Genomic DNA, 12,200 nt, shown 5'->3' with positions numbered 1-12,200 from the left:
ACGCGCGACTATCTCGCCCAGTATTTCTGCTGCAAAAGAAGCTGACGCAGATGACGCCACTCGTCATTGCCCATACTGTCCGATGCCAGCCAAAGCTGTTGTCTGTCTTTACCGTTAACGGTCTGCAATGACAGCAACACGCCATTTTTCAGCAACCACGGTCGTTTGACGATCTGCCATTCCTGCTGCCGCCAGTTCAGGGTCGTTTCGCTGAGCAGAACGATTTCCCCCTGTCGGGATTTGATATTCCTTTGGCTACGGATAAAACCGAACATCACCATCGTGACCAGGCACAGCCACAGCCAAGCATAGCCGTCCGGCCACGGTGCCAGAAGAATGAGCAATACTAAGAGGCCATGCACAACCAATGACAACAGTTGCATGCGCCAGGAAACGCGAAGATCACATTGCCACTGGGCCACGATCTTTATTTCGCGTCTGAATAAGAGAAATCATGCGTTTCAGCTCTCCGTCTTTCGGCTCACCGTGGTTCATCAGCCAGTTAAATAAATCGGGATCGTCGCTTTGTAACAGGCGTACAAACGTGCGCTTATCGCTGTCACTGAGTGTGTCATAGTCATGCTCAAAAAACGGCATGATCGCGATATCCAGTTCGCGCATACCACGGCGGCATGCCCAATGAATGCGTGATTTATTATCGATCTCCATGTTTCATGTCCACCTTGTTATCGCAACGTGCCGCTAGTGTACTCCGATTCCGGTAGCGGGCATCAACTAATAGTAACATTTTGACATAGTTTACCAGCGTGCACCGCGCCGAGTGTGCCGAACAGCATCAGGGAGTGCTATGCAATAACGCTGCGTGAATAACCACTTGCAAACCCTGAGCGCTCTTTTACCATTAAGCCATTCGGGTATCGCCCTTAGCGCAGGATTGTACTATATGGTTAACCAACATACGGCTCATCAACGTCCTTTTGCCTCACAACCCCCATTGGCTTCAGACCAACTGGCCGCCACGCTCATCTCGTTGGATGACTGGGCGCTGGCCACGATGGTTGGGCCGGATACCGTCAAATACCTTCAGGGGCAGGTCACCGCTGATGTCAGCGCGCTTGCTGACGATCGGCATGTCCTTTGCGCGCACTGCGATGCGAAAGGGAAAATGTGGAGCAACCTGCGTCTGTTCCATCACGGCGAAGGCTTTGCTTTCATTGAGCGTCGTAACCTACGCGACACTCAGCTTAGCGAACTGAAAAAATACGCCGTTTTCTCGAAAACCACCATCGCACCGGACGACAACGCCGTACTGCTGGGCGCGGCAGGTGCAGGCATCCGTGAACTGCTGGCCTCTGCCTTTAGCCAGTTGCCAGACGCCGATCACCCTGTCGTGCAGCACGAAGGGGCAACCTTACTGCATTTTGCCCATCCCGCAGAACGTTTCCTGCTGGTGCTGTCGCCTGAGCAAAGCGCTTCGCTGCTTGAGCAGCTCGGCGATAAAGTCCGTCTGAACGACAGCCGCCAGTGGCTGACGCTGGATATAGAAGCAGGCCAACCCATCATTGACAACGCAAACAGTGCGCAGTTCATCCCGCAAGCGACTAATTTACAGGCATTAAATGGGATTAGCTTCAGCAAAGGGTGCTATGCCGGTCAGGAAATGGTGGCTCGTGCAAAATATCGTGGGGCGAACAAGCGTGCGCTTTACTGGCTGGCAGGTAAGGCCAATCAGCTCCCGCAAGCGGGGGACGATCTCGAATTACAGCTCGGCGAGAATTGGCGCCGTACCGGTACGGTACTGGCCGCCAGCCAATTGCAGAACGGAGAGGTGTGGGTACAGGCCGTGTTGAATAACGATCTCACCGCGGAGAACGTCCTGCGCGTACGCGAAGATGCCGACAGCCAACTCACAGTTCAACCTTTGCCGTATGAAATAACGGATTAATTCGAGAATGATACTGCGCATGAGCCAAACGGGTTCATGCGCTTTATGCAGGCTCAAATATAAAGATAAATCGCCAGAAAGTGGCAGACGCTGCCGCCCAACACGAACCCGTGCCAAATTGCGTGATTATAGGGAATACGCTTGCAGGCGTAGAAAATCACCCCTAGCGTGTACACCACGCCGCCCACCGCCAGCAGCGTCACGCTCCCTGCTGCCAGTTTTATCACCATCTGATAAATCACCACCAGCGACAGCCAGCCCATCACCAGATAGGTAATCAATGACAGCACTTCAAAACGGTGGGCAAACGCCAGTTTGAAGATCACACCCAACAGCGCCATTCCCCAGATAACGACCATCAGACCATGCGCCAACGGTGAATCCAGCCCCACCAGCAAAAACGGCGTATAGGTTCCGGCAATCAACAGGTAGATGGCACAGTGGTCGAATTTTTTCAGCCACGGCTTAATACGCTGAGAGGGAATCGCGTGATACAGCGTCGAGGCCAAAAACAGCAGGATAATGCTGCCGCCATACAGGCTGTAGCTGGTAATCGCCACGCTGCCGGCGTCATTGTTGACCGCCTGAACCAGTAATAAAACCAGACCCACAATCCCGAAAATCACACCGATTCCATGACTTATGCTGTTCGCAATTTCCTCTGCCAGAGAGTAATCCGGCATCTGTGCATTTTTTGACATCAATCGATTCCGCAGTATTCAACCGTACACGTCGCGTGCTGACCTTATCCGCCTTGCCTTTCCCATTTTCATGCAGGAGACGCTGGCGCAGGTGTTTAACCTTTGAGCAGAGTAACTGAGAATAGTTTCAGTGTACACGTGTAAGCTAAAATAATTATCCTCCCTGTTCTCTCTGATTCAGAGTGCAATCATACATGTCAATCTCGCGCGACATCCCCTACAATAATCGACCTCGATATCTCCCTGTTTTTTGAAGGGCTCTGCCGTTTTTACCGGTTATTCGCATGAGCGGCTATCCGGTTCTGACGCTCACAGCACCTTAATCTGTCGTTTTCACCACATATCGTTTTGGTTTTCACTGCAAGAGGTAAGCGTTTCATGTCATCTTCCCTATCCACGCTGAATTTCGGTTCCATGACCGATGTCTTCGGCTTTCTGATAGAAATCGATAAGTTAAAAAGCGTGCAGCGCCGTAACAAGATCATCGGTAGCGAACGTCACGAAGATTCTGCCGAACACAGTTGGCATTTTGCCGTCGCCGCGATGGCGCTGTCACCTTATGCAGGTGAAGGCGTAGATATCCAGCGCGTAATCCAAATGGCGCTGATTCACGACATCGTCGAAATCGATGCTGGCGATGTGATCGTTTACGATCTTTCCGCTCGTCTGGCGATTCACGATCAGGAAGTCGCTGCCGCCGCCCGCATCTTTGGCCTGCTGCCGGAGCCGCAGCGTCAACGATTCCACGATCTGTGGGAAGAGTACGAAGCCAACGAAACGCCCAGCGCCCAGTTCGCCATGATGCTCGATCGCGTCATGCCGATGCTGATGAATCTTTACAACGGCGGGCAAAGCTGGGTAGAAAACGGCATTCGTCTGGAACAGGTTCTTGAACGCGCCGAATTCATCGCCACGATCAACCCAGAGCTATGGCACTACCTGAAGCAGCATCTGGACGACGCCAAAGCCAAAGGCTGGTTGCTATAATTCGATTTTCCCGATAGACGCCCCGTCGCCGGGCATTCACGTCAGGAGAGGGTGATGTCGTTAAAAACAATCGCGAATAATCTGGGTTTGTCCGTGGCGGCGGTGAGCCGTGCGCTGAACGGTCATCGGGATATCTCCGACGCCACACGCCAACGTATTCAGGAAGAAGCAGAACGTATCGGTTATCGTCCCAATACCCACGCGCGTCGCCTGAAAATGGGTAAAAGCAACGCTGTCGGGCTGGTCTATCCCTACGCCTCCTCTCTGAGTAACGATATCTTTTTTGAGATGATTGGCGCGATCAGCCACAAGCTGGCACAGCATGAGGTCGATTTTCTCCTGCTGGCTGACGAGCAAGACGCCTGCCAAGGCGCAGCCCGACTGATCGCCAGCCACCGCATTGATGCGCTGATTGTGGCGCATACGTGCGAACAGGACGAGCGGCTGGCGCTCCTGCAACGCCACAACGTACCTTTTCTGGCGCTGGGGCGCAGTCAGCTCCCCCACCCATACGCCTGGTTCGATTTTGACAATCACGCGGGCATGGCGCTGGCGACCGAACACCTGATCGCGCTCGGCCATCGCCGTATCGCCATGTTAAGTGAAGATCATCCGCAGGCGTTCATCATGCAGCGTCGTCAGGGCTATCGCGATGCTCTGCAACGCCATGGCCTGCCGTTTCACGAAACCTATCTGCGTTGTGTCAACCCCACGCGTCGCACGGGATATCAGGCTATGCTCGACCTTCTGGCGCTGCCTGAACCGCCCACCGCGCTGGTGATCGATGGCAACGTCCACGGCGACGGCGCGGTTGCCGCATTACAGCAAGCGGGCCGGCTTTCTGATTCACACCCTATCGCGTTAGTGATGTATGACGGCTTGCCGCAGGATAGCCTGACCGACCTCAACGTGACCGCTATACAGCAGGAGACGCGTGAGCAGGTCGGTGAACAGATTGCCAACATGACGCAGGCGCTTATCGCAGGGGAAACCGTAGAAAATTTGCAGGTGTTATGGCAGCCGACGTTACGCGTGGGTAAAACAAGCTTTCCCGCTTAATCTATTCCCCCTCTGTCGCCTTTCACCGTTCTATCGGTAGAAATGCTATCGGTGGGTTTGTTGGCACCCGCCGCCAGCGAGACATCCTTCACATCTTCATCGCAACTGCTCTTCTTTCCGTAACGATTTTTTTAACAAAATCACATTTCTTAAACGTTTAAGTTGATGACTTAAACGTTTAAGATTTCACTAATAGGCACTAATCAGGTTGTAATTGGGAGCCTTCCTCATGGTGCGTGATATTGTTCAATTAACCAGCGCGCAGTGCGATGTCATCGTTCGCTGTGCTCCGGCGGCGGAAATTCTCTACTGGGGGCCACGGTTACGTGGTTTTTCGCCAGAAGATATCGTGTCGCTGCAACGCCCTGTTGCAAACGGTCGTCTGGATGTGGATCTTCCTCTGACGCTGGCGATGGAATACGGGCGTGGCCAGTTTGGTTCACCGGGTATTGAAGGGCACCGTTCAGGCTACGACGCCGCGCCGATTTTCACGACGACGCAGGCAGACGTTCAGGACAATACGCTCATCATCACGGCGGACGATGCGCAGGCCGGGCTGCGCCTGACCAGCGAACTGCGTCTGGATCTACAAACCGATGTCCTGCAACTGCGTCACACGCTACAGAACCTGCACGATGATGCCTGGCAAGTACAGCGCCTCGCCGTCACCCTGCCCATTCCGGAACGGGCAAGCGACGTCATGGCGTTTCACGGTCGCTGGCTGCGTGAATTTCAGACTCACCGCCTCACGTTACAGCACGGTGGTTTTATTCAGGAAAGCCGTCGCGGAAGAAGCTCCCACGAGTATTTCCCCGCGTTTATCCTCGGAGAATCCGCGTTCAACGAGCAGCATGGTGCAGTCTGGGGCGTGCATTTAGGCTGGAGCGGCAACCACCGTCTGCGTGCCGATATTAAAACGGACGGACGCCGCGTCGTGCAGGCTGAAGCCCTGTATTTGCCGGGCGAAATCACGCTGGCGCAGTCAGAATCCCTCACCACGCCGTGGGTCTACGCCGCCTTCTCCGATACCGGTTTGAACGGCATGAGCCAGCGTTATCACACCTTCTTGCGTCAGTCCCTGATCCAATTCAGCGGCGATAAACCGCGTCCGGTACACCTCAATACGTGGGAAGGGATCTATTTCGATCACAACCCTGACTACATCATGCAAATGGCAAGCAAGGCCGCCGACGTCGGCGTAGAGCGCTTCATTATCGACGACGGCTGGTTCCGCGGTCGCCATCACGACAGAGCCGCACTGGGCGACTGGTATCTGGACGAGGAAAAATACCCGAACGGGCTGATGCCAGTCATTGAGCATGTCAAAGCGCTAGGGATGGAATTCGGCATCTGGGTCGAACCGGAGATGATTAACCCCGATTCCGACCTGTTCCGCGCCCATCCCGATTGGGTACTGCAATTGCCCGGCTACGCGCAGCCAACGGGGCGCTACCAGTACGTGCTGAATTTAAATCATCCCGATGCCTTCGCTTATCTGCTGGAGCGACTGAGCTGGTTGTTAGGTGAACACCCTATCGATTATGTGAAATGGGATATGAACCGCGAACTAGTACAGCCCGCCCACGAAGGTCGTCTGGCCGCCGATGCGCAAACCCATCAGTTCTATCGTCTGCTCGATACCCTGCGCCAGCGTTTTCCCCATGTCGAATTTGAATCCTGCGCCTCCGGCGGCGGTCGCATCGACTACGGCGTGCTGGAGCGCACCCAGCGTTTCTGGGTGTCAGATAACAACGACGCGCTGGAGCGCCAGACGATCCAACGCGGTATGAGCTACTTCTTCCCACCGGAGGTAATGGGGCAGCACATCGGGCATGCCCGCTGCCACGCCACGTATCGGCGTCATACCCTTGCCTTTCGCGGGCTGACCGCGTTGTTCGGCCACATGGGCATCGAGCTGGATCCCGTAAAGGCCGATGACGACGAACTGGAAGGCTATCGCCACTATATTCAGTTGCATAAAACGCTGCGCTCGCTGCTGCATAGCGGTACCACCTGGCGAGTCGATATGCCGGACAATGCCACACAGGTCTCTGGCGTGGTCAGCCACGATCGGCAGCACGCCGTTTTTCAGATTGCCCAATTGCGTATGCCGAATTATTCTCTGGCGGGTACGCTGCGCTTCTCCGGTCTGCTATCCGACACGCGTTATGAAGTCAAACTGCTGGATGGCCCGGAAATCAAAACGGTACGCGAAGGCGGCAGCACCATGCGTGAACTCCCACCTTGGTTAAGTCAGCCGATTGTGGCTTCTGGCGACTGGCTGATGCAGGCCGGACTTGCTCTTCCCATTCTGACGCCGGAAACCGCCATTCTGGTCAGTCTGTCCGCAGTAAAGGAAAACGCAGGCAATTAACCTTTTCCCACCCCGTTGAGCCAGTATCAACGGGGTGGGATGTCCTTATTTCACGTCTCGCAACGCCGTTTTATCCACGTAAGGCTTCATGATGCCATCCGCCTCTTTTTGTGCAGCAGCGGCAGCGTCATCAACCTTTTTCGCCGGATCATTTAGCAGCGCCGCCAGTTGATTTTCCATCGCTTTACGCACCGCGACCGTTTCATAGGTGGCGTACCACGGATGGGCATACTGCAGTTGCGACAGTGCAATGGCTGCACGCGGATCTTTCGCCAGATAATCCTTCATTTCCGGCAGGTCGTAGGCTGCCATGCGCGGGGCGAAGTAGCCGGTAAAACGGCTCCAGTTGCCACTGACTTCTGGGCTAACCAGATAGTTCATGAATTGCCAGGCCGCTTTCTTCTGCGCTTCGGAAATCCCTTTGAAGCTCACCAGACTCGCCCCGCCGATGGTGACACCGCGGCGCTCTTTTTCCGGCATCATCGCCACACCAAGCTGGAAATCTTTGGTGTTTTCCCGCATAAAGCCCAGCGCACCGGTGCTCAGCATCGTCATGCCCAGCTTGCCGGAGAAAAATGCGGCGCTGATCTGTTTGGAATTCAGCACGCCAGCGGGCATGACTTTGTCGCGGTACACTAAATCGCGCCAGAACTGGAGCGCACCTTTAGTCGATGCCGTGTTGTAATACACTTCCCCCGGATAGTCGGCATTGTAATACGCCCCGCCGTTGGCACGCGTCAGCGCAGACAGCATCCAGCCGCCGTAATCATCATTCGTGGACGGAATCATGATGCCCCACTGCCCTTTCACCGGATCAGTCAGTTTCTTCGCGACGGCAACCACTTCATCCCAATTTTTCGGCGGTTCGTTAAAGCCAGCCTTCTTCAGCATGTCTTCATTGTAATAGAGGATCGGCGTCGAGTTGTGGAACGGGATCGCGTAAGTCACGCCCATCACCTGCGCATTCTGATGCAGCGCAGGCCAGAAGTTTTTAGTCAGGAAAGGCGTGGCTTTTTCATTGCCGTATTTAAACAACTCATCCATCGGCAGGATTTCATCTTTGATGACCAGATCGGCGGTGAAGTTTGCCGACATAATTACCAGCGCCGGAGGATCGCCCGCTTTGGCAGCCGCTTCTGCTTTCACTTTGGTCGTATCGTAATTGCCGGTGAAGATCCCACGCACGTCAACCTGATCCTGCGATTGGTTGTACTCTTTGATGATGCGTGTCATTTCCATCGTCAGCTTGCCATCAACCGGCGCGGGAAACATAAAATCGATACTCTCTTTCGCCAGCGCGGGGCCGGACATCAGCAAGGCTATCGCCAGCGCCATCATACGGGGCTTACGCATTTCTTTTCTCCTGGGATAAATTACGGGCGGTTTGCCCGGAAAACCAATGACAATCCTGCGGTGAAAAATGAAGCACAATGGGTGCGCCGACATCCGGCACGCCATCGCGATTGGGCCGACGGTAGCGAATATTTCCCAACGGCGTATCCACATGGATCAGATACTCCGCACCAAATAGCTCCCGTTGCTTCACCGTTCCCGACAATGACAAGTCGCCGTCTGACGCGGCGTGTTCGGTAATATGCTCAGGGCGGATCCCGAGCAGCACACTGGTTAATGAACGCGTTTCTTCACTGACGGGCAGCGCCACGGACAATGCCTGTAGAAATGCCTGCCCATCAGCACAAGGCAGCATCACCATATTCATCGCGGGTGTGCCGATAAATCCGGCGACAAAGACGTTAGCCGGGTGAGAATACAGCTGCTCCGGCGTGCCAACCTGTTGCAGCACGCCACGATCGAGCACGGCGATTCTGTCCGCCATCGTCATCGCTTCGATCTGATCGTGCGTGACGTAAACGGTGGTTGTTTTCAACTGCCGATGCAGATCCATAATGCCGTCCCGCACATCGCTGCGCAGACGGGCATCGAGATTCGATAGCGGCTCATCCATCAGAAATAAATGCGGATCGCGTACGATCGCCCGCGCCATCGCCACACGCTGCCGCTGACCGCCGGACAGTTTTCCCGGTTTGCGTTTCAGCAGTGGCTCAAGCTGAAGCAGGCTGGCAACGCGCTGCACACGCTGTGGATAGTCCGCTTTCGGCTCACCGCGCATCCGCATCCCGAACGTGATGTTCTGCTCGACCGTCAGGTGCGGAAACAACGCATAGTTCTGGAAAATCATCGAGAAATTACGCTGCTTCGGGCTCCATGTCGTAATGTCGTCATCACCCAGCAAGATTTGTCCGTCGCTGACATCTTCCAATCCGGCCAGCATACGCAGCAGCGTACTTTTGCCACAGCCGGACGGCCCGACCAGCACCAGAAATTCGCCATCAGCGATATCCAGCGACAGCGATGCCAGCGCCTGCGTGTGCTCAAAGCGTTTGCTGATATTTCGTAGTTGAATCACGGCCATTACGCATCCACCGGACAGCTGATACGCGGATCATAGAGGTAAGGCCCCGAGTTCGAGGCGATCGACTGGCTGTAGCTGACCAGCCCGGTGACCGGCACATAGCGGTGCATGACTACGCTGGCGGGTTCCAGGTTGTAGTACGACGTGTCGTCATAGTAGAAATACGGCACCTGATGGACAGTGCCCGGCACCGTGGCAATAATCGCCTGCCGATGCTGCGTCATAATCAAACGGTGCGTATGACCGCAGAAGATCCGCGTAAGCTGCGGGAAACGTTCGATCAGCGTCAGCAGCTCGCTCCCGTTTTCGCAGGCGATCCGATCCATGTGTGCCGATCCCAAAGGAAGCGGTGGATGGTGCATAAAGATCGCCGTTTCACGCGTGGCATAATCCTGCAATTGTTGCTCTAACCAGCCCAGCGTGGACGGCGTCAGCCAGCCTTTCGCCTGTCCGGCCAGACTGGTGTCAATGAACAGCAGGCGCATCGGGAAATCATCTACGGCATAGCGGATGTTCTCAGGATCATCGCCCAATTGCGGACAAAGCGGACGCATCGTGTTGAGGAAATGCTGCTTGTCATCGTGATTACCCGGAATCACGTACATCGGGTAATCCAGCATCTGTAACACACGTTGTGCCACCTGATACTCCTGCGGACTGCCGCAGTTGACGATATCGCCGCTAATCACTACCGCGTCCGGCCGCTCGCTCAGCGCGTTGAGCTGATTAATGACTTTGGCATTTTCCCCGTTAATATCAATAAATTCATAGAGCTTGCGTCCCTCACTGCGAAAATGCAGATCGGAAATCTGTGCCAGCAACATACAACCACCTCATCGTTATTTAGCCCGTTGGCGATTCACTTAATGCCCGAGAAGCCGAAGCTGCTCAGGAACTGCTTCTGGAACAACACGAAAGCCACCATCAACGGCAAGCACACCAGCAGTGTACCGGCGCAGATCAATCCCCACTGCCCGCCGGACTCCGCGCCCATAGCGAACGACACCAGCCCGATGGTCAGCACCTGTTTGTCGGGGTCGTTGAGCACCATCAGCGGCCAGAGATATTCGTTCCAGTGATAAGTAATGCTGACCGTGGCGAAAGCCAGAATCGACGGCCAGGTCATCGGGATCAGGACGTGGAACACCACCTGCCACCAGCGGCAGCCCTCCATCAACGCGGCTTCTTCGATCTCTTTGGCAATATTGAGAAATGCCTGACGCATCAAAAACACGCCAAACGCCGAGGCGAAATACGGCATCATCACACCAGTCAGGGTATTGAGCAGGCCGAGCTGTTTGAGCGTCATCATGTTTGGCACCATCATGACGACGGGCATGATCATCAGTTGAATCAGCAACAGGTAAAACAGCAGCGTTTTGCCGCGAAATTCGTGATAGGCAAAGATGTAGCCCGCCGTGGTGATCGTCACCAGTTGCACCAGAAACGTGCCGACCGCAAAAATCAGCGTATTGGTATAAAGCTGTAGCCAGTTAGCGCTGTCCCACGCCTCGCGGAAGTTATCGAGCGTGAGCGGGAGACGCGGCAGCAGTGAAGCCATGTCCACGCCGAAGCTGCTGGTGCTAACGGATGCAGACAGCATCCAGATAAACGGGCTGACCCACAGTAACGCGGCGCAAATCAGCAGCAGCGGCAGCGTGAAACGCGTCGTGATACGAAGCGGGTTGATCACGCTTCGGCTTTCAATGCGTGGACTTTTCACGTTCTGAACATCAACGATCTGATTTTCAGCGCTCATAATGTGCCCCCTTCTCCAGCACTTTCAGATTCATCATGGAAAAGACGAATAGCATCGCCAGCGTCAGGAAGGTGGCCGCGGAGGCTTTGCCCAGATCGTGCGTATCATTCGCCAGATCCTGGATGTAATAGAGCAGCACAGTCGTCGCGTTATTCGGCCCGCCGCGCGTCATCACGGCGACATGGTCGATCTGGGTAATGGCGTAGATAAAGGCGATAGTGACCACAAAAGCGATGGTTGGCCGCAGTAGCGGCAACGTAACGTAGAAAAATACCTGACGCTGTGAAGCGCCTTCCATCAGTGCTGCCTCACGGGCGGAAGCAGAAACGGCTTGCAGACCAGCGAGAAAAAACAGCATGTAGTAACCGGCGAATTTCCAGATACCGATGACGCTCACTGCCACCAGCGCGCTGTCGCTCATGCCGAGATAGTTGTTGTTCATCGGGCCGAACACCTTCGCCAGATAGTAATCCAGCAGCCCCAGCCCCGGCATAAAGATGAATAGCCACAGCGTTGCGGCGCTCACCAGCGGAATAATCATCGGAAAGAAGAAAGCAGTACGCAGCCAGCGGTTAACGCGTGTGTTTTCCCACAGCAGCACCGCGAGCAACAGCGCCAGCAGCACGCCGGGCACCACCGTCATCAGGATATACAGCATGTTGTTCAGCAAGGCCTGCCAGAACACCGCGTCCTGCACCAGACGCACAAAATTATCCATCCCGACGAACAGCGGCGTATCGGCATTCAGTCGGGTGTCATACAGGCTGTCGATAACCGAGCGCAGCAGGGGGAAATAGGTGAAGGCAAGCAAAAAAACCAGCGTCGGCAACAGCACAAGATAGGGAAAGCATTTTGCACGCATAACTCAAAGGCCGCTCAGTGTGAAACACAGAGGCCTTACCCTAGAACGCTAGCGTGTCAGTGGGGCGTCAGTTTAATGACAGTTTGTTTTCGGATAGGGAAAATATGCACGCGAAGGA

The 12,200-nt window shown here is 54.9% G+C and carries 12 protein-coding genes; 4 read left to right on the top strand and 8 right to left on the bottom strand.

Annotation, left to right across the window (positions count from 1 at the left end; all coding sequences use genetic code 11):
• Positions 1-8: 8 nt before the first annotated feature.
• A complete protein-coding gene (locus O1Q74_RS03125; protein WP_271876037.1) occupies positions 9-383 on the bottom strand; it encodes a protein YgfX in 375 nt (124 codons plus the stop codon).
• A 19-nt stretch (positions 384-402) separates the two neighbouring features.
• Positions 403-669: an FAD assembly factor SdhE gene (sdhE, locus tag O1Q74_RS03120; protein WP_012773340.1), complete on the bottom strand. Its 267-nt coding sequence runs from the start codon at positions 667-669 to the stop codon at positions 403-405.
• A gap of 235 nt (positions 670-904) precedes the next feature.
• Here sdhE and ygfZ point away from each other — a divergent pair, with 235 nt between their 5' ends.
• Positions 905-1,906 (top strand): tRNA-modifying protein YgfZ, encoded by a 1,002-nt coding sequence (ygfZ, locus tag O1Q74_RS03115; RefSeq protein ID WP_271876036.1) that lies wholly within the window; start codon positions 905-907, stop codon positions 1,904-1,906.
• Positions 1,907-1,959: 53 nt separating this feature from the next.
• On the opposite strand, the gene trhA is transcribed toward ygfZ, so the two are convergent.
• Positions 1,960-2,607: a PAQR family membrane homeostasis protein TrhA gene (trhA, locus tag O1Q74_RS03110; protein WP_271876035.1), complete on the bottom strand. Its 648-nt coding sequence runs from the start codon at positions 2,605-2,607 to the stop codon at positions 1,960-1,962.
• Between the two features lie 378 nt (positions 2,608-2,985).
• Between trhA and O1Q74_RS03105 the strand changes: the two genes are divergently transcribed.
• From O1Q74_RS03105 to O1Q74_RS03095, 3 genes are all read left to right on the top strand, one after another.
• Positions 2,986-3,594, top strand: a complete 609-nt coding sequence (locus O1Q74_RS03105) for an HD domain-containing protein (RefSeq protein WP_271876034.1) — start codon at positions 2,986-2,988, stop codon at positions 3,592-3,594.
• Positions 3,595-3,648: 54 nt separating this feature from the next.
• On the top strand, positions 3,649-4,653 hold the full coding sequence (locus tag O1Q74_RS03100) for a LacI family DNA-binding transcriptional regulator (RefSeq protein ID WP_271876033.1): 1,005 nt from the start codon (positions 3,649-3,651) through the stop codon (positions 4,651-4,653).
• A gap of 229 nt (positions 4,654-4,882) precedes the next feature.
• Entirely contained in the window at positions 4,883-7,027 is a 2,145-nt protein-coding gene (locus O1Q74_RS03095) for an alpha-galactosidase (RefSeq protein WP_271876032.1), read from the top strand.
• 45 nt (positions 7,028-7,072) lie between these two features.
• Here O1Q74_RS03095 and O1Q74_RS03090 read toward each other — a convergent pair whose 3' ends face one another.
• Genes O1Q74_RS03090 through O1Q74_RS03070 form a run of 5 tightly spaced genes read right to left on the bottom strand, consistent with a single transcriptional unit; the run spans position 7,073 to position 12,082 of the window.
• The gene (locus tag O1Q74_RS03090; protein WP_271876031.1) at positions 7,073-8,380 is read right to left on the bottom strand and encodes an ABC transporter substrate-binding protein; all 1,308 of its coding nucleotides are present in this window, start codon (positions 8,378-8,380) and stop codon (positions 7,073-7,075) included.
• Positions 8,373-9,461: an ABC transporter ATP-binding protein gene (locus tag O1Q74_RS03085; RefSeq protein WP_271876030.1), complete on the bottom strand. Its 1,089-nt coding sequence runs from the start codon at positions 9,459-9,461 to the stop codon at positions 8,373-8,375. Before O1Q74_RS03085 ends, O1Q74_RS03090 begins: the two co-directional genes overlap by 8 nt.
• Positions 9,461-10,285 (bottom strand): phosphodiesterase, encoded by an 825-nt coding sequence (locus O1Q74_RS03080; protein WP_271876029.1) that lies wholly within the window; start codon positions 10,283-10,285, stop codon positions 9,461-9,463. The genes O1Q74_RS03085 and O1Q74_RS03080 overlap by 1 nt, the downstream gene beginning before the upstream one ends.
• A gap of 35 nt (positions 10,286-10,320) precedes the next feature.
• The gene (locus O1Q74_RS03075) at positions 10,321-11,220 is read right to left on the bottom strand and encodes a carbohydrate ABC transporter permease (RefSeq protein WP_271876028.1); all 900 of its coding nucleotides are present in this window, start codon (positions 11,218-11,220) and stop codon (positions 10,321-10,323) included.
• Complete coding sequence (locus O1Q74_RS03070) at positions 11,210-12,082, bottom strand: carbohydrate ABC transporter permease (RefSeq protein ID WP_271876027.1); 873 nt, start codon at positions 12,080-12,082, stop codon at positions 11,210-11,212. The genes O1Q74_RS03075 and O1Q74_RS03070 overlap by 11 nt, the downstream gene beginning before the upstream one ends.
• Between the last annotated feature and the right edge of the window lie 118 nt (positions 12,083-12,200).

This window comes from Pectobacterium sp. A5351, from assembly GCF_028335745.1.
GTDB lineage: Bacteria > Pseudomonadota > Gammaproteobacteria > Enterobacterales > Enterobacteriaceae > Pectobacterium.
This window is presented reverse-complemented; position numbering and strand designations above follow the sequence as displayed.

Coding starts and splice junctions, on each gene's coding strand:
- trhA (WP_271876035.1), bottom strand. CDS start 2,607: ATGTCAAAAAATGCACAGATGCCGGATTACTCTCTGGCAGAGGAAATT.
- O1Q74_RS03085 (WP_271876030.1), bottom strand. CDS start 9,461: ATGGCCGTGATTCAACTACGAAATATCAGCAAACGCTTTGAGCACACG.
- ygfZ (WP_271876036.1), top strand. CDS start 905: ATGGTTAACCAACATACGGCTCATCAACGTCCTTTTGCCTCACAACCC.
- sdhE (WP_012773340.1), bottom strand. CDS start 669: ATGGAGATCGATAATAAATCACGCATTCATTGGGCATGCCGCCGTGGT.
- O1Q74_RS03100 (WP_271876033.1), top strand. CDS start 3,649: ATGTCGTTAAAAACAATCGCGAATAATCTGGGTTTGTCCGTGGCGGCG.
- O1Q74_RS03095 (WP_271876032.1), top strand. CDS start 4,883: ATGGTGCGTGATATTGTTCAATTAACCAGCGCGCAGTGCGATGTCATC.
- O1Q74_RS03105 (WP_271876034.1), top strand. CDS start 2,986: ATGTCATCTTCCCTATCCACGCTGAATTTCGGTTCCATGACCGATGTC.
- O1Q74_RS03125 (WP_271876037.1), bottom strand. CDS start 383: ATGCAACTGTTGTCATTGGTTGTGCATGGCCTCTTAGTATTGCTCATT.
- O1Q74_RS03070 (WP_271876027.1), bottom strand. CDS start 12,082: ATGCGTGCAAAATGCTTTCCCTATCTTGTGCTGTTGCCGACGCTGGTT.
- O1Q74_RS03080 (WP_271876029.1), bottom strand. CDS start 10,285: ATGTTGCTGGCACAGATTTCCGATCTGCATTTTCGCAGTGAGGGACGC.
- O1Q74_RS03090 (WP_271876031.1), bottom strand. CDS start 8,380: ATGCGTAAGCCCCGTATGATGGCGCTGGCGATAGCCTTGCTGATGTCC.
- O1Q74_RS03075 (WP_271876028.1), bottom strand. CDS start 11,220: ATGAGCGCTGAAAATCAGATCGTTGATGTTCAGAACGTGAAAAGTCCA.